The organism is Bartonella sp. AC62GZZY (genome assembly GCF_042196525.1).
Taxonomy (GTDB): domain Bacteria; phylum Pseudomonadota; class Alphaproteobacteria; order Rhizobiales; family Rhizobiaceae; genus Bartonella.
In genome coordinates this window covers 45,795-63,473 of sequence record NZ_JBHIQN010000003.1, presented here as the reverse complement: position 1 = coordinate 63,473, position 17,679 = coordinate 45,795, and the positions used below count along the sequence as shown (strand labels likewise).

The following is a 17,679-nucleotide window of genomic DNA, read 5'->3' as shown; positions in this document are numbered from 1 at the left end:
AAGGATTGTTGCAATCTAAGGTTGAAAATATGTTTTGTAGAGCTAATTACGTTCAGTGTCTATGCAGGCGTGAAGGGGGGAGGATATGGCTCTACAATATAAATGGAAACGACATTGTTGGATACTCATGTTGAGCAGCTGTTTTGTGCAAGCTGCTGCTACAAATGAGGGAAGAGCAGCACTTTTTTGTCAATCTTCAAGTTATGAAAATGATAAGGTATTTCACGATCAATACAATGAGGATATGAAAACAGGCAGATGCATACTTGGAGCCTCTCATGGTGTCATGATAAGAACGCGCAATGAATTAGACTTTTTGAAAAAGCCTAGCGATTTTATCATGGATAAGGGTGCTAGAGTGTTTGCGAGTCAACAGGAGCTTGACAGCAGTCATCGTGACAATGCTGGATATAATGCACAAGAACAAAATACTGCGTTTCTTAAAAAGCCTGAACTTATTTCCATTAAAGATGGGGCAATATTAGAAAATTATATCCTTGATAATGAAGGTAAAGCATACATTTCAAATGATGGTGAGATTGATAGTCCAGGGCGATCCATTAATAACACTGTAAGGAATGGTGCAGAGCTTTATGTGTATGCAGGAGGACTCAGTGAGAATAGTAAAATTGAACATGGTGGAATTGAAAATGTTCAGGCTTTAAAAGGAAAACAAGGTTTTTCGAAAAATGCTGTTGTTAAAGAAGGCGGGCACCAAAGTGTTGGAAATGGAGGGAAAGTAGAGGGGACTAAAATTTATGGCGGTGAGCAGCTTATTTTCGGCGAGGGGGATATTGGAGGAGAGATTAAAGGCAGTAGTGCTTCTCACACTATCATTTATGGTCAAGATGAAACACTAGGCCAACAAAAAGTATATGATGGCGGAAAAGTTTGGAATACAAAAGTTATGCGAGGGGGTGTCCAAGAGGTTGGACAAAAGTCTCAAAGTGCAAAAAATGGTGGTTTTGCATTTGACACAGAAGTTTTTGGTGGTGGTAAACAACGTATCTTAAAAGGTGGTCAGTCCATTGGAGTCACTTTAAATGAGAATGCTATTCAGGAAATAGATACTGACGGATCTGTAAAAAATCTAACAATGAATGATCAAACAAAATCATGGGTGCATGCTGGAGCGACATTAGAAGGCAAGACACAGGTAAACCATTCTGGGCAGATCCATCTTTATGCTGGGAATGATCAACATCGCACCACAGTAGAAGATATTATTTTAAATGGAAAAGATACAAAACTATACTCTATTACTGATGAGTTTGATGGAAAAAGTTCTTTGATACAAAAATTAAGTGGTGAAGGGAGTATTATTTTTTCGTTTACAGGTTCTGATCCATATTATTCTCAGCTTCATGTGAATAATCTTTCAGGAAATTTACATTTCGCGTTCAATACTACGATTGCCCATAACCGTGGTGATTATCTCTTGGTTGAGAAAGGCGCTGGGAAACATACAATAAGTGTTGCTGATTCTGGCGTTGAAATCACGGATCCTTTTTCAAATAAGCGTGATTTAATTACGGATCAAAGTGGTGGAGCGCATTTTACGCTGACAGATCTTAAGGGTGAAAAAATTAACGCCATTGATGGTGGAACTTATATGTATGATTTGAAAGAAAGAAAGGATGAAAATGGAAAAGTTTGGTTTTTATCGGCAGACCGCCTCAGTGGACCAGAACCTTCTATGCCAGATCCGACAAATCCTTTTTTTCCTGGAGAAACATCAACAACCCCCTCTACAGATGCAGTGTTAACGTTGTCCGTAGTTCCTGGGCTTATTTTTAATAATGAGTTGCAAATTATACGGAATGGTAGAAAAATTTGGGACAGAAATAAGAAAGATATCGAACTATGGACTTATGGGATTAAGAGCAGAGAACGTGTTGCGACAGGCCATACACACTTTAAACTTGGGCAGACAGGTTTAGTCTTTGGTGCTGATCAGTTGAGTGAATTAGGGCATGGAGAGTTGTATGTTGGTGGTTTTGGGAGTTATGATCAAGCACGTATTTCTCATGCACGAGGTGGTGACAGCAATTTGAGCTCTTATAGTATTGGAACTTACGCAACTTATTTTGATCATCGTGGATGGTATATGGATGGTGTTTTGAAATATAATTATTACCGAGATAATTTGAAAGCCATATCAACGAATGGTTTAGCCATTCAAAGTCATTACAATCAGTGGGCAATAGGTGGATCATTTGAGATTGGTTGTTATTTTGAACCGGCACAGAATACTTGGATGCAGCCTTATATCAAACTAACAGGTTTGCAGGTTGAAGGTAAAAGAATAAAACTTTCAAATGGAATGATAGGTGATCTAAGCCCATTAACTTCATTCCGCAGTGAAGTTGGATTGACTGCAGGACATGAATTTTTTGTGAATTCAGAAACGTCATTAACAGCTTACATTATGGCAGCTTGGTTGCGTGAGAATATAAATAATAATTATACGACAATTAATAACCAGTATAAATTTATTACAGATTTATCAGGCAGTGCGGGTAAATTGGGAATAGGTTTAAACGGTTCGGTCAATGATAAACTAACACTTTATGCGGAAGCACATTATCTAAAAGGACATAAGATTAAGAATGCTCTTCAAGGTATTTTAGGATTACGCTATAGTTTCTAAATATGTGTGCATGGCTGATTAACTTTACAAATGTAATTGTTTTGCAAACTTAAACAGATAACGTTCGGCTATGTCTTCTCGAGAGTGTAGGGACTTTCTCAAATAGTAGGAATGTCTTTATACTCTCTCTTTTAAAGGCAACATACTGAATTTATAATAATTCATTTCTATGCGTGTTGAATAAGAGTCGCGAAAATCATAGGATTCTCTCATTCCAAATCTGTTTATGTTGAATCAATCAAAATTATTCGCTTGGCACATCGCAAGCGGGATGAAGGTGTGTATAAAAACTATACAAAAAAGAAGTAAAAATGTCTCTGATGAATCGTCTCTAGTGTCAAGGGCTGTCACAACATTGGGATGGCAAAGTGTATGATGATATCGGCCCGCTTCTTCATAAGCGTAAAAATAGGGGGCAATGGCTTTACCGGTATATCATTCATGGATGACGTTACGAAATGGGCTTGAGTGCATTGAGAGATGTCTCTTTAAAACAAGTGCGTGAATGTACAATCGAATGGCGTTTTGTTTTACGTGAAGGGGGGTGCCATTAAAGGGCACGAGCATTTTTTTCATCTATAATTCCAGATATGCAAATTATTCCTTGAATTTAAGTAAACATTTTGAATTTTATTCAATTTTTCTGCCTTAAGTTAGAGTTTTTTAGTGGTTTATAGATAAACAACTTAAAGTTGTTTAAATTAAAAAAATACACTAAAAAATTGTATTTAGACATAAATAAAACACATTATGATACAATCTAAAACGAGCTACCTATGTAGCCGTGGGGTATTTTTCTAAATAATTGAGAGTGGAGTGTGGATAATGCGGTATAAATATAAGTTAAGTTTTTCAGTATTGATGATCAGTAGTTGTTTTGCGCAATCTGCAAGTGCAGTAGAGAGTGGGAATAGAGGGCAAATAAGAGTAGCCCATGTGAGAAATGAAGAAGAGGAACGAAAAAATTTAGAAATAATTGCTCGTCTTTTCAAAAATAATATGACGATTGGATATGGGGATGTAGAGCTTATTGATAATGGAAAAACTTCCGTGGGGTCCACTATCAAAAAAGGAGGGATGCAAATAGTTACACGTGCAGGAATTACAATAAACGCTGAAATTTTGGGAGGTCAGCAGTTTATTCATGAAGAGCCATATATTGATTTTACACGCGTGGTTAGACGAAGTAGTGCATATAATTCCACAGTTACGGGTGGAGGTGGAGCAGTGGGACAGCAGAATGTGTATGATGGGGGAGGTGCTTGGTATGCGAAAGTAGGAAATGATGGAGAACAAAATATTTATGCGGGGCAAAGAAAGGAAGGGGGGCGAGCAATGTATACAGAAGTTTCTGGCAATGGCAGGCAACACGTCTTAGCACTAGGCGAATCTGTGAAAACTACTTTGAAAAATCAAGCTATTCAAGTTGTATATCCTGAAGGTTTTGTGAATGGTTTAACAATTACGGATTTTGCCAAATCCTGGCTACATGTTGGTGTAAAAGAAGTTGTTGGGGAAGTAAGGGTTAATGATCACGGAGAACTTTATCTGTTTGCTGGCGGTAGGACAAATCATATTACCAAGAAAAACATTCCTCTAGAAGGAGAACCTGCTGAACCAATATTTGAAGTTGGTGAACGGAAGATAGGAGAAAAACCACAGATTAAAATTAAAGATTTAGGGGGGCAGGGTGGGATTGTTATTTTTTCTTCTATACCGTATGATCCACGTCATATTTCACTTTATGTTGAGAGACTTTCAGGGGATTTACATTTTCGATTCAATATTAGCGCGACGTGGGATGCGAGTGATTATTTGTTGATTGGTGAGGGCTCAGGGAATCACAAAATAAATATTGCAGATTCTGGACGTGAAATTACAGGTCCTCTCTCACAAAGGAATAGTTTGGTTACTGAGCTTCCGTTAATTACCGATAGAAGCCACAATAGCGGAGCTAATTTTACTCTGGCAGATCTTTTGGGCAGGGACATTACAGCTGTTGATGGTGGAACCTATCAGTATCGCTTAGTGAAGAGAGGAAGATGTGCTGATTCTAGTGGTAGTGCTACAATTTGGTATTTAAGTAGAGCTTCTGGAGATACGGAAGGTTCTAGTTCTGAAGTAGAGTGTGTGAATAAGAAAGCGAAGATTCCTGCTGATACGGGTATACAGTCTGATCAATCTCCCTCTTCTGAAGGAAAAAATACCAGTCCTCGTCCACTTACTAAAAAACAGCCAGCTAAACAACGTCCTCCACGTCATTTAAGAGGGGCACAGAATGTTTCCAGTGTTTCGGTATCTTCCTCTCAAGAAAATCAGAGTCTTGTAACGTTACCTCCATCAGGTCTTCATCCTCTTTCTGATGAAAAACAACAAACTGCTGTTTCAGAATCTTCTCACTCTTTAGCCGATCAAATGATTGTGCGTCCAGTTCATAAAGAACAACCTTCTTCACAATTAAGCGAGACGTTTTCAGTTTCTCACTTTTTGACCACTCCCTCTACAGATGCGGTATTGTCTATGTCTGTGGCTCCAGTGATGGTTTTTCACAATGAAATGCAAACCGTACGTGCGGGAAGAGGAGTTCTAGATAAAAGTAAAAAGAATGCAGCTTTATGGACTTATGCGATTAAATCTAAAGAGAGCATTGCGACAGAGCATATAGATTTTAAACTGGATCAGACCGGTATCGTTTTGGGGATCAATGGTTTAGGCGAGTGGGAAAATGGAGAGTTTTATATAGGTGGTTTTGGCAGTTATGATCGTGCCCGTGTTGCGCATGCACGGGGGGGTAACAGTGGAATCAATACTTATGGTATTGGCGCTTATGTCACTTATTTTGATCATAGTGGATGGTATCTCGATGGTATTTTAAAATACAATCATTATCAAAATACTCTAAAAGCCGTTTCAACGAATGGTTTAGAGATTGAAGGAACATATACTCAAAGGGCATTGGGAACTTCCTTTGAAGCTGGTTATCGACTTAAGACGTCAAAGAACAGTTGGTTGCAGCCTTATGGACAATTTACATGGTTGCGTGTTGAGGGTAAAGAAATCAAGTTATCGAATGGCATGACAGGTGACATGCGTCCATTTACTTCATTACGCAGTGAGGTTGGCTTATCTTTAGGATATGAATTTGGTTCTCACATGGATTCCTCATCGCTTGCGTATATTACAGCAGCATGGTTGCGTGAGAATAAAGATGACAATCAAACGTTAATTAATCAACGTCATCCATTTACCACGGACTTATCGGGCAATGCAGGTAAGTTAGGATTAGGTTTAAGCAGTTTTGTGAGTGAGAAGTTAAAGTTATATGGTGAGGCCCATTATGTTAAAGGACATAAAACAAAACAGTCCTTTCAGGGTATTTTAGGTGTACGCTATAGTTTCTAACGATATGGTTATTTTTTGATTGATTTCAATGATAATTTTGATAGGAAGCATTTAAAATTATGGAAGAAGATTCAATATTTATTAAGAGTCGGTAGCGCATTTTTATGATGGGATGAGCAATTGCAGGATTTTTATTAAAGTTTTCTTTATAATTTATTCTATATTTTTGAGAATTTGTGTAGATTTTTGCAGAGCCACTTGGCAAAGGGTTCCTTGCTCGCTATAGGAATGGCTAGAGAATATTATCAATGAAATAAAGGTGGTTAAATGGCTTTAGAGCGTACTTTTTCGATGATTAAACCAGACGCAACCCGTCGTAATTTGACTGGCGCAATTACTAAAATGCTTGAGGATGTGGAGCTACGTGTTATTGCGTCTAAACGTGTCTGGATGAGCAGACGTGAGGCTGAAAAATTTTATGCTGTTCATAAAGAACGTCCTTTTTTTAGTGAATTGGTTGAATTTATGTCTTCTGGTCCAACCGTTGTACAAGTTTTGGAAGGTGAAAATGCAATAGCTAAAAACCGTGAAGTAATGGGGGCTACGAATCCTAGTGATGCAGAAGAAGGGACAATTCGTAAGGTTCATGCTTTATCGATTGGCGAAAATTCTGTCCATGGATCCGATAGTGCTGAAACGGCAAAAACAGAAATCGCCTTTTGGTTTCCTGAGGTAGAAATTGTTGGTTAATAAAGCGTATATAAGAAGCAAAAATCCGAAACACTATATTTCGGTTTTTTGCTTATGAGGTTATAGATTTTTTTGAAAGCATATGGAGCCATTAATCATTTTTTTAGCTTTTAATATTGCAGCTGCTTTTACGAAAATATAAAGCCTATTTACTCTTTTCTGAAGAGTTTTTATCTACACGCTACCCTTACTTGTAATGTGCAAAAAAGTGTTTTATTGATTTATCATTAATAGATTTAAAATAAATCAATCTTATGCTATTCTCATCTCTTATTTAAGTACAAAAAGATAAATCATTTTATAAAATTCCATACTATTCATAGGATAACGTGTTTTAAACCTGCACGAAAATAATCCCACCCTGTCCACAATGTAAGGAGGGCAGAAATCCACAGCATAGTAATACCAAACTCTACTGTGTAAGGGAAAATTTTATTACCGGCTGGTCCAGCTAAAAGAAATACAATAGCGATCATCTGTACAAAAGTTTTCCATTTTGCAAGACGAGAGACAGGAACACTAACTTTTAACTCAGCCAAATATTCACGTAATCCTGACACAAGAATTTCTCTGCAAAGAATGATAATAGCTGCCCATAGAGTCCATCCAGCGATGGTACTGTCTGCGGCAAGCAAGAGCAAACAAGCAGAGACGAGAAGTTTATCGGCAATTGGATCTAACATGCGACCAATATTGGATGTTTGTTCCCAAATACGAGCAAGGTAACCGTCAAGAAAGTCAGTAATGGATGCAACGATAAAAATGGAAACAGCAATCCAGCGGGTGATATCACTTGATTGTAGCCGCCCTTCTAAAAAAAAGCATGCAACAACCATTGGGACTGCAACAATTCGTGCATAAGTTAAAATATTTGGAAAAGAAAAAGTATGATTTTTCATGGAGCCATTTTTAATTCTTGTGAAAGAGAATATATTTCCTAAACGTAACAAGGCGAAGGTTATGAAACAAGCTTATTTTTCATGAAAATGGTTATGAATTTTTTGTGCAATTGTCATAGAGATTCCCGTAACTTTTTTTAAATCTTCAAATGAGGCACTAGCAACAGCTTTGGCACTTCCAAAATGATGAAGCAACGCACGCTTTCTTGTCGGACCGATATTTTCGATTTCATCAAGTGGGTTTTTGAATGTTGCTTTTTTTCGTTTTATCCTATGAGTTCCAATCGCAAAACGGTGTGCTTCATCACGCAGACGTTGCAAAAAATAGAGGATAGGATCACGTGGAGGAAGTGTAAAGGGCGGAATACCTTTTATAAAAAATCGTTCACGTCCCGCATGACGGTCAACACCTTTGGCGATTCCAACAACTGTGAAGAGATCATTTAATTGTAATTCAGCAAGTATTGCATGTACGCTGTTGATTTGTCCTTCACCACCATCGATTAAGATAAGGTCAGGCCAAATGGGAAAAAGATCATCATCTTTTATGTTATGACTTCTATTTGGCAGATCATGCTCTTTGATAAGGCGTGAAAATCTTCGTTTAATCACTTCTTTCATCATACCAAAATCATCGCCAGGCGTGATATCTGTTGAGCGAATGTTGAATTTTCGATATTGATTTTTAATAAATCCCATTTGACCAGCAACAATCATAGCCCCTACAGCATTTGTTCCCATGATATGAGAATTGTCATAGACTTCTATCCGGCGTGGAGGAAAAGGTAGTTGGAATGTTTTAGCAAGACCTTGAAGCAATTTTGTATGGGTGGCTGTTTCAGAAAGCTTATGTTCAAGTGCTTCATGAGCATTGAGATAGGCACGATTAACAAGAGTTTTCCGTTCACCTTGTTTGGGTAAAGAGAGGGATACTTTGTGGTTTGCTTTGAGACTAAATGCTTCTGTAAGAAGTGCCTTTTCTTCAATTTCTTCAGATAAAAGGATGCTTTTGGGAAGTGGTTTATCATCATAAAATTGGGCAAGAAAACTTGCTAAAATTTCAGTACGGGAAAAAGAGGGATCTGCTTTAGGAAAATAAGCACGGTTTCCCCAATTTTGCCCCATGCGAAAAAAGAACACTTGAATACAGGTCATTCCTTCTTTTTGCGCAATCGCAAAAACATCCGCTTCTTTTATCGTTTGAGGATTTATACCTTGATAGCTTTGTATGTGAGAAAGGGCTGATAGGCGGTCACGATAGGAAGCTGCTTGTTCAAAATCAAGATTTTCTGCAGCTTTATGCATAGCTTGAACCATATCGCTTTTAATAGATTGATCTTTTCCCGAAAGGAACGCTTTTGCTCCTTTCACCAGTTCTTTATAATCACTGTCGCTAATTTCATGAGTGCAAGGTGCAGAACATCGCTTAATTTGATAAAGCAAACAGGGGCGTGTACGGTTTTCAAAAACTGAATCAGTACAAGTTCGTAATAAAAAGGCGCGTTGTAAAACATGAACTGTTTGTGTCACTGCACCAGCAGAAGCAAAAGGACCAAAATAGTGAGCTTTTCGTATTCGAGCACCACGATGTTTGTAAAGTGCAGGCACTCGATGATCATCTGTAATCATAATATAAGGAAAACTTTTATCATCACGCAGGAGTACATTAAAATGTGGATGCAATCTTTTGATGAGATTGGCTTCTAAAAGGAGTGCTTCTGTTTCTGTATGGGTGACGATAAATTCCATATGATATGTTGCACGAATCATGCGGGTAATACGATTATTGTGTCCTTGTTCACGTGTATAGTTTGAAACACGTTTTTTGAGATTACGGGCTTTGCCAACATAGAGAATATCACCATTTGCACCAATCATCCGGTAAACCCCTGGCTTATGCGGAAGGTGTCTAACAAACTCTTGTATGAACTTGATACCTTGGAACTGATTTTTCTCATTGCTTTGATTGGCATTATGCCATGTAACATTAGAGAGAAAAGAAAGTTTTTCCCGTTCATTTTGCGGACAATTTGTATTATTTTTCAGGACCATTCCGTTTATTACGAATATGTTGTTTGTTTAATATATGAAATATTCTTTTTTATTAAATAATGATTATTTATGTCTTTATAATTTTTTTTATAAATATATCTTATAGCATAAGAGTATGATTTTAGAGAGCCGATCTTTCATAAAAAAATATGAGAGTTGTTATTCTAAGACAGCTTTATGAATTTGGCCAATTTATCCATTAAAATGATTGAAATAAGAAATCCATGATGATTAAGAGGATAGGCTTTCTAAAAAAATAATTCACGCTGATCGTTATTAGCTTATCATGATAATATGTTGATATTATCCAAAGAATCAAAGAACTTTATCATTTAATGCATTTGTATTTTACAACATGATATTTGATTTAGGAAAGATATCAGAAAAAGATCTAAAATAATAGATGTTCTTTTTGAAGCCACTTATGCGTTATTTTGGCATTTTCATCTTGTCCAAGACGGTTGATAAGAAAGGGGCTGAGTTTTTTCATTTCTTCTTCCAAAAGGTAGGGAGGGTTAATAATAATCATACCGCTTCCATTCATTGTAGGTGATGTTGATTTTTTTCGGATACGCATTTCAAGCTGGAGAATTTTAGGAATTCCTGTTTGATAAAGCGCGTGAAGAAAACTTTCAATTTCTTTGTCATATTTAACAGGATACCATAAAGCGTAGATTCCTCCAGAAAAGCGACGATAGGCTTTCGTTAATCCCTCAATAAGGCGGGAAAACTCTCCAGCTTTTTCAAAGGGAGGGTCAACAAGGATAAACCCACGTTTTTCTTTTGGTGGTACATGAGCATTTAAGGAAAGCCAACCATCTAAATGCAGAACTTTTGTCTGATAATCTCCTGCAAAGTTTTTTGCTAAAATATGATAATCTTCATTGTGCAATTCTATTGCGGTGAGGCGATCTTGTTTCCGTAATAATTGACGAATAAGAACAGGAGATCCAGGATAAAATATAATTTCTTTTTCCCCTTTATTGAGGGCATCAATGATGTCACACCATGGACAAAGGAGTGTTCTTAAATCTTCTGGGATAGGAGTTGAAAAAAGTCGTTGGACACCTTCGCGCCACTCTCCTGTTTTATGTGCTTCTAAAGAAGAAAGGTCATAAATACCGATTCCAGCATGCGTATCTATAACGCGAAAAGCTTTTTCTTTGCGTTTGAGATATTCTACAATGCGAGTGACAATAATGTGTTTAAAAACATCAGCAAAATTGCCAGCATGATAAATATGCCGATAATTCATGGAGTAAACTCTATCATATGTGTAACTGTACCGGATTATTAGCATAGAATAATAGAATTGATATCCATAAAAATACTCTTGTAGAAATCAAACAATGCCCTCATTTCCAAATTATACACTACAGAAAAAATATTAATATCATGGGAGCATTTATTCACAGGGCTATTTTTATATTATGAGCTTAATCGTTAAAATTTTAAATTTTTTATATGAGAGATAGACAAGAAGAGATCAAACATCTCAATAGAGATATTTATGTTGTAAGAGAATTTTTTTATGATCGCGGTCTCTTCCAGGAATACTATAAAAAACCTCAATCAACGAGAATATTAGTGAAGTTTGTTGAAAAATTGAAGAGTACCTTTCAAATTCATTCATAAATTTTCTTGTTTAAAGATTAAAGAATTTCAAATACTTGATAAAAACATTGTTACATTTATAAGTTTTTTAGCAAGCGTAAAATTATGGATAGAGCAATAAAGTGCTGGTGTTATAGTGATAGATTTTTGTAAAAGTATGAATGAATCTCATTGCTTTAAGCAGAGCCAAAGCTTTACATTATACACGCTAAATGGCTAGGTTATTGTGTATGATGCTAAAATAAAACTTTTGAGAATTGATATGTGCTCTGCAAGCTATCTCAATAAAATGAGGAATTTTAAACTAAAGCAAATAGGTTTATCTATCTCTAACACTGTATTATCGAGCGGCTTTATAAGGTAATCTTATAAAAAAGGCTAGGATAAGAAATTCTTTTTACATGGATTATGCTTCGATGCCATGCTTTTGATTGAATGTAATTTTCTATTAATGCCCATTCTGGTTTCAATACTGAGATAGGTTAAACACATGATATTATGAGAACGCATGCCCAGAATCCAGAGACTTGTAATAGTTAGAGCATGCCGTGGCTTAGAGAGCTGGTTATATGGAGGTATTTTACTGAATAAAGGCACAAGCTGGTACCTTTTTTATTTTTTAGCAGTATTGCCATACCTCTTGGCACTTGCGTTGGTTCATAAAGTACATTTTTACTCTTTCCGCTAATAGTTTTTATTTACACGACAGATATTTAATTGAATACGATGATGGCTCATATTTCGTATTGTGTATGGAATAATGGATGATAAAATTCCCACCCCAACGCAAAGAATAAATGTTGTGCGTAAGATGATCGTTTTTGAAGAGACTGATGATGTGTTAAGAAAGTTTTTTAGAGATTTTTCTTTCTGATTTTTTTAATTGAATACGTAAAATGTTTTACAGCATTATGATTTTTATCAGTAACGGATAATTTGGCGGAAATATTTGTAATGATACGTACAACATTGTTTAAAAGGAAAGACGTTGGCTATAGTCTTTACAGGAAGATGAGTAACCTAAGAGATCAGATGAAGTTATTTTAGAAAAGTTTTTAAGTGTTTTGAATTTTGTATGAAGCGGTTTATCATTGTTGAATGGTTTGTGTTATAGTACGCTAAAAAGCGATAAGAGGATAAAAAGCTCTTTTTGCAATAAAAGCGTGTAATTGCTTTTAAGTTAAGAAGAAAATATATAAGTAAGATATTATATTTGATACATTCTTCAGAGGAAGCATGAATAAATGAAATCAAATTTAAAAGCATAAAGTTAGAGAGAATAATGGGTAATATTTTTTCACCAACGCATTTAATTATAATTTTATTGATTATCTTTGTGCTTTTCGGTCGCGGTAAAATTTCTGAATTAATGGGCGATGTTGCTAAAGGAATTAAAGCCTTCAAAAAAAATATGAAGGAAGAAGATGATAGCATTGAGGATAAAGTTAAAATGGCTCCTACTTCCCAAATGATTGATGTAGAATCTCAACAATCTCAGCCGTTATCGGTAAAACATGCAACAGTGCGCAGAAAGGTTTCTTCTGCTTCTAAAAAACGCAAAACATCTGTTGCTAAAAAACAGTAACAAAAACGCAATCATCATTGTGCAATATTTTTTGATGAGAAAGTCGAATTAAGAGATGTTTGGGATTGACGGACCAGAGTTTATCGTAATCTTACTTGTTCTCATCATTGTCGTTGGACCAAAAGACTTACCTAAAATATTAAAGACAGTAGCAAAGATAAGAGCGTATGTGTATTCAACAGCAAATGAACTTCGTCATCAGTTTGATAATTTAATAAAACAAATCGAGCGCGATGATTTGCAAAAAGTATGTTCGGATATTAGCGATTCAAGTAAGAAGTTGGCAGAAACTTTTGATCCCACTCAAAATATATTAGAGGATATCCACGATAATTGGGATGTTAAGGAAACACACTATAAATCAAAAAAAGATAAAGAAATTTTGGAATGCGATCAAAACGTAACCAATAAAGATACGACAGTATCTATCGCTTCTAAAGATAAAGAAGATATGTCATGAATGTTAAGAAAGATGAAGTTGATGCCCATATGGCACCACTTTTAGAACATTTAATTGAACTTCGTCAGCGAATTATTGCTGCCTTGGTTGCATTTATGATCGCTTTTATGATGTGTTTTCTTGTTAAAGATTATATCTTAAATTTTTTACTATGGCCATATCAGTGGGCAATGAAAATAGCAGGGGGTAATCCTGAGGGAATTCGTTTACAATCAACGCAAGTATGGGAAACTTTTTTAACGAAGATGAAGCTTTCTGCTTTTGGGGGAATTATTTTATCTTTTCCCTATACGGCTTTTCAGTTTTATAGTTTTATTGCACCAGGGCTTTATAAAAATGAGCGGATGGCTTTTTTACCATTTCTCATTGGGGGGCCTATTTTATTTTGTATTGGAGGAGCGTTTGTTTATGGTCTATTCGCGCCAATAATACTATGGTTTAGCCTTTCTCAACAATTTCTTCCAGATGTTCATTTAAAAATAGAGTTTATAGTGCGTATTTCTGATTATTTGGGCTTTATGACATCATTTATCCTAATTTTTGGTTTGATTTTTCAATTACCTCTTGTCATCAGTCTTTTAACAAAAATTGGATTTTTAACATCTCATGATTTGGCGTCTAAACGAAAATGGGCTATTTTGCTCTCTTTTATCATTGCGGCAATCATAACGCCGTCGGATTTTTTTACGATGTTTGCAGTGGCTTTACCAACGATAGCACTTTACGAGATTTCAATTTTAATTGCTTACAGTATAGAAAAGAGAAGAAAATCCGCTTAAGAAAAGTGTATAATCTTATGCGATAAGGAATGAATAAAAACAATATAAATGAGGAATTTTTATGCTTGATATTAAGTGGATTCGTGACAATCCTGAGAAATTAGATAAAGCACTCGTAAGTAGAGGTCTTGAGCCACAAGCTAAAAGGTTAATACAACTTGATCTTGCACGTCGGTCGCATATTGCTAAGGTGCAATTGGCGCAGGAACGTCGCAATGCTGTTTCAAAGGAAATAGGACAGGCTTTGGCTGTATCTGATCAGCAAATGGCTGAACGTCTTAGAGCTGAAGTTGAAGAGATTAAAGCTTTTCTTTCCTCTGCAACAGTGGAAGAAAAGCAACTGACGGAGAGTCTTGAGAAACTTCTTTCAGCACTTCCAAATATTCCATTAGATGATGTTCCAGAAGGTAAAGATGAAAGTGATAATGTCGTCATTCGACATTTTGGTACACCTCCAACATTTAATTTTACACCAAAGGAACATTTTGATCTTGGTCAAGATCTCAAACAAATGAACTTTGAGCGAGCTAGTCGTTTGTCTGGAACACGTTTTACAGTGCTTTCAGGGGCGTTAGCACGGCTAGAACGAGCATTAGGACAATTTATGCTTGATGTGCATGTGAATGAGCATGGTTATACAGAAGTCTCAGTACCTCTTCTTGTTCGTGATGAGATTGTTTACGGAGCAGCACAATTGCCGAAGTTTGCAGAGGATCTTTTTCAGACAACAGATGGTCGATGGCTTATTTCTACTGCAGAAGTACCATTAACTAATTTGGTTAACGATGAAATTCTTGAAATATCAGATTTACCACTGCGATTTTCTTCTTTATCTCCTTGTTTTCGTTCAGAGGCTGGAGCAGCCGGTCGTGATACGCGCGGTATGTTGCGTCAGCATCAATTTTGGAAAGTTGAAATGGTCTCGATTACCAGTGAAGAGCAGTCTTTAATTGAATTGGAACGTATGACTGAATGTGCAGAAGATATATTAAAACGGCTTGATTTGCCTTTTCGCACAGTGGTTCTTTCTACGGGTGATATGGGGTTTGCAGCGCGTAAAACCTATGACATCGAGGTTTGGCTTCCTGGTCAAGAATGTTATCGTGAAATTTCTAGCTGTTCAGTTTGTGGAGATTTTCAAGGTCGTCGTATGAATGCGCGCTATCGTAAAGACGGCGATAAAAAATTGCATTTTGTTCATAGCCTTAATGGTTCTGGTACGGCTGTTGGACGTTGTCTTATTGCCGTACTTGAAAATTATCAACAGGCTGATGGATCAATTATTATTCCAGATGTTTTACAACCTTATATGGGAGGCATGCGCTGTATTACTGCTTAATTTTACGAAAGGAGAGACAATATGCGTTTATTGCCAAGAGGTGATGATACACAGGCGCAAGTTTTTGCCATTTTAAAAGAAGCAGTTTGTCAGTATGATAAAAGTGCACCTTCATTGGAGATTGAATGATACTATGGGGCAAAAGGGTATTTTACAATTTCGTGAGGAGTTAGCCGCTCTTGTACTGAAAATGCGTAGCAAAGGCATTGATGACGTGCGATTTTTTTCTGCATTAGAGAAAATTCCGCGTCAACAGTTTGTTGCTGCTCCTTGGTTCAATAGTGCTTATGATAATAAAGTTATTCCCCTTGAGTGTGGTGAATATATGGAACGTTTGGAAGAACAACTCTTAATTCTTTCGGCATTATCGTTGAAAAAAAGGCATCGTGTCTTAGAAATTGGTACAGGATCTGGTTTTTGTACTGCTCTTATAGCATGTCTGAGTGACCGTGTGACAACGATTGATCGTTATAAAACGCTTGTTGATTTAGCACGACAAAAATTTCAAACTTTAGGAATTGAAAATATTGTTATACGGCAAATTGATGGAAGTCATAGTGTGACAGGCTTAGGATCATTTGATCGCATTCTTATTTGGCCATCACGTTTTGATGAACCCAAGGAATTTTTAGAACTTTTAGCTGAAAATGGAATTCTCATTCAGGCGATAGGACCTGACGAAGGGGTACAAACGGTGACGCGCTATACAAAAATCGGTAGTCGATTTGAGTGTTTAGAACTGTTCCAAGTGCGTTACCAACCTTTTATTAAAGGCATTGCAGAGATACTTTAATTTTTAAAAGCTAAGAAATTTCTGCAAATTGCCTACGTTAAATTCATTTTGATCTTATATAAAGATATTTATGAATAAAACATCTCATTTTAACTCTTCGGTAATTTAAAAAAGCTTTAATGGAGTGAGTTGATTATTGATGAGTGAGCAAAACGATGTGTCTAAAAGCTTTGGATAATATTTTCCAGCATAATTTTCAGAGAATAACTTTGTTAGCGGTGGTAACTATTGTTGCTGGTTGTAGTTCTGGTACACAGCGTTTTTCCGATACGTTCTCTCATCGTACGGTATCATCTCAATCAAATATATCAAGTACTATGTATACAGATCCGCGAATGCTATCATACGGTAGTGGTATGATACAAAGCACTGAATTGCCACCTGTGGAATCAAGCGATGATTCGTGGGGAGATGATAATTCCCCCTATAATTTTCCACATCAAGGTAGGATAACTTCTTCTGATGGTCGCGTTATGGGCGCCCCTCCACGTAATCTTGGAACACTTTCTCGTTCAGAAATGGATAAATCTCCTATTTTTCGGCGGAATTCTTATATTGTTCAGAGTGGAGATACACTGCTCAGTATTGCACGACAAGTAGGGGTTAGTGTTGAGGCATTAAAATTAGCAAATGGTATAAACGGCAATTCCATTTATATCGGTCAGGTCCTTGTTGTTCCAAGCAGGCGTACATTAGCAGCTTCAAATGCACACAATAATAACGATTGGGCAGTGTCAACAACAGAATCTGCATCCCAATCTCAAGTGATGTCCTCTATAAAAAACAAGAAGTCCTCTCCTATATATAAAGCTCCTGTAACAACGCCACTCTCTGCAAAGATGAACAAATCAAGTTCTGAGAAAAAAATTTCTAGACAGATGATGCAATTGAAACATGAGACTGGTTTGTCAAGTACTGTTACGAATACAGATAATATGATGACTCCGCAAGCCACAGGAATTTCTAAGATGCGTTGGCCAGTACGAGGGCGTTTATTAAGCCAGTTCGGTCAAAAAAAGGGAACAGTAATGAATCGAGGAATAGATATTGCAGTGCCTGAAGGGTCTTCGGTAAAGGCGGCAGAAAATGGTGTGGTTATTTATGCGGGAGATGGACTAAAAGAGCTTGGTAATGTTGTGATGATTCGACATGAAAATGATATTATCACTATTTATGGATGTAATAGTAAGCTTGTTGTTAACAAAGGACAAAGGATAAGGCGCGGTGATGAGATTGCTAAATCTGGTGTTTCAGGAAATGTTAAAACGCCACGTGTCTATTTTGAGATGCGTAAGAATTCATTACCTGTTGATCCCCTTAAATATTTAGAAAACTAATTTATTGATGACTTTTACATTTGAATAGTCTTACAGTTTATAGAAAATTCATGAAAAATAATTGATTTTCTTAAATCAA

General features: G+C 36.5%; 12 protein-coding genes and 1 pseudogene. 10 read left to right on the top strand and 3 right to left on the bottom strand.

All coding sequences use genetic code 11. The features are described 5' to 3' along the window. Positions 1–85: 85 nt before the first annotated feature. The 4 genes and pseudogenes from bafA (ACFIML_RS03115) (at position 86) to ndk (ending at position 6,742) form a co-directional block, all read left to right on the top strand. Entirely contained in the window at positions 86–2,650 is a 2,565-nt protein-coding gene (gene bafA, locus ACFIML_RS03115; RefSeq protein WP_375687343.1) for a BafA family autotransporter, read from the top strand. 311 nt (positions 2,651–2,961) lie between these two features. Then, a pseudogene (locus ACFIML_RS03110) lies at positions 2,962–3,192 on the top strand (integrase); the annotation flags it as partial. A 283-nt stretch (positions 3,193–3,475) separates the two neighbouring features. Further along, the gene (gene bafA / locus ACFIML_RS03105) at positions 3,476–6,052 is read left to right on the top strand and encodes a BafA family autotransporter (RefSeq protein ID WP_375606273.1); all 2,577 of its coding nucleotides are present in this window, start codon (positions 3,476–3,478) and stop codon (positions 6,050–6,052) included. Positions 6,053–6,319: 267 nt separating this feature from the next. After that, complete coding sequence (ndk, locus tag ACFIML_RS03100) at positions 6,320–6,742, top strand: nucleoside-diphosphate kinase (protein ID WP_375606272.1); 423 nt, start codon at positions 6,320–6,322, stop codon at positions 6,740–6,742. Between the two features lie 317 nt (positions 6,743–7,059). Here the strand turns inward: ndk and pgsA are convergent, their stop codons facing one another. From pgsA to ACFIML_RS03085, 3 genes are all read right to left on the bottom strand, one after another. Beyond that, on the bottom strand, positions 7,060–7,641 hold the full coding sequence (gene pgsA / locus ACFIML_RS03095; protein ID WP_273723320.1) for a CDP-diacylglycerol--glycerol-3-phosphate 3-phosphatidyltransferase: 582 nt from the start codon (positions 7,639–7,641) through the stop codon (positions 7,060–7,062). A gap of 72 nt (positions 7,642–7,713) precedes the next feature. Beyond that, positions 7,714–9,693 carry an excinuclease ABC subunit UvrC gene (uvrC, locus tag ACFIML_RS03090; RefSeq protein WP_375614383.1) on the bottom strand — a complete coding sequence of 660 codons (1,980 nt, stop codon included), beginning with the start codon at positions 9,691–9,693 and terminating at the stop codon, positions 7,714–7,716. Positions 9,694–10,084: 391 nt separating this feature from the next. Beyond that, a complete protein-coding gene (locus tag ACFIML_RS03085) occupies positions 10,085–10,948 on the bottom strand; it encodes a 23S rRNA (adenine(2030)-N(6))-methyltransferase RlmJ (protein ID WP_375606270.1) in 864 nt (287 codons plus the stop codon). Positions 10,949–12,589: 1,641 nt separating this feature from the next. Between ACFIML_RS03085 and tatA the strand changes: the two genes are divergently transcribed. The 6 genes from tatA to ACFIML_RS03055 all read left to right on the top strand — a co-directional run bounded on the left by tatA (position 12,590) and on the right by ACFIML_RS03055 (position 17,600). Beyond that, complete coding sequence (gene tatA, locus ACFIML_RS03080) at positions 12,590–12,892, top strand: twin-arginine translocase TatA/TatE family subunit (RefSeq protein ID WP_375614381.1); 303 nt, start codon at positions 12,590–12,592, stop codon at positions 12,890–12,892. Between the two features lie 55 nt (positions 12,893–12,947). After that, the gene (locus tag ACFIML_RS03075) at positions 12,948–13,352 is read left to right on the top strand and encodes a twin-arginine translocase subunit TatB (RefSeq protein ID WP_375610177.1); all 405 of its coding nucleotides are present in this window, start codon (positions 12,948–12,950) and stop codon (positions 13,350–13,352) included. Next, positions 13,349–14,131, top strand: a complete 783-nt coding sequence (gene tatC, locus ACFIML_RS03070) for a twin-arginine translocase subunit TatC (protein ID WP_375606267.1) — start codon at positions 13,349–13,351, stop codon at positions 14,129–14,131. Before ACFIML_RS03075 ends, tatC begins: the two co-directional genes overlap by 4 nt. 61 nt (positions 14,132–14,192) lie before the next feature. After that, entirely contained in the window at positions 14,193–15,470 is a 1,278-nt protein-coding gene (serS, locus tag ACFIML_RS03065; protein WP_375610178.1) for a serine--tRNA ligase, read from the top strand. A 133-nt stretch (positions 15,471–15,603) separates the two neighbouring features. Beyond that, on the top strand, positions 15,604–16,263 hold the full coding sequence (locus ACFIML_RS03060; RefSeq protein WP_375606265.1) for a protein-L-isoaspartate(D-aspartate) O-methyltransferase: 660 nt from the start codon (positions 15,604–15,606) through the stop codon (positions 16,261–16,263). A 155-nt stretch (positions 16,264–16,418) separates the two neighbouring features. Further along, entirely contained in the window at positions 16,419–17,600 is a 1,182-nt protein-coding gene (locus ACFIML_RS03055; protein WP_375606264.1) for a peptidoglycan DD-metalloendopeptidase family protein, read from the top strand. The last annotated feature ends 79 nt before the right edge of the window (positions 17,601–17,679 follow it).

Coding starts and splice junctions, on each gene's coding strand:
- bafA (WP_375687343.1), top strand. CDS start 86: ATGGCTCTACAATATAAATGGAAACGACATTGTTGGATACTCATGTTG.
- bafA (WP_375606273.1), top strand. CDS start 3,476: ATGCGGTATAAATATAAGTTAAGTTTTTCAGTATTGATGATCAGTAGT.
- ndk (WP_375606272.1), top strand. CDS start 6,320: ATGGCTTTAGAGCGTACTTTTTCGATGATTAAACCAGACGCAACCCGT.
- pgsA (WP_273723320.1), bottom strand. CDS start 7,641: ATGAAAAATCATACTTTTTCTTTTCCAAATATTTTAACTTATGCACGA.
- uvrC (WP_375614383.1), bottom strand. CDS start 9,693: ATGGTCCTGAAAAATAATACAAATTGTCCGCAAAATGAACGGGAAAAA.
- ACFIML_RS03085 (WP_375606270.1), bottom strand. CDS start 10,948: ATGAATTATCGGCATATTTATCATGCTGGCAATTTTGCTGATGTTTTT.
- tatA (WP_375614381.1), top strand. CDS start 12,590: ATGGGTAATATTTTTTCACCAACGCATTTAATTATAATTTTATTGATT.
- ACFIML_RS03075 (WP_375610177.1), top strand. CDS start 12,948: ATGTTTGGGATTGACGGACCAGAGTTTATCGTAATCTTACTTGTTCTC.
- tatC (WP_375606267.1), top strand. CDS start 13,349: ATGAATGTTAAGAAAGATGAAGTTGATGCCCATATGGCACCACTTTTA.
- serS (WP_375610178.1), top strand. CDS start 14,193: ATGCTTGATATTAAGTGGATTCGTGACAATCCTGAGAAATTAGATAAA.
- ACFIML_RS03060 (WP_375606265.1), top strand. CDS start 15,604: ATGGGGCAAAAGGGTATTTTACAATTTCGTGAGGAGTTAGCCGCTCTT.
- ACFIML_RS03055 (WP_375606264.1), top strand. CDS start 16,419: ATGTGTCTAAAAGCTTTGGATAATATTTTCCAGCATAATTTTCAGAGA.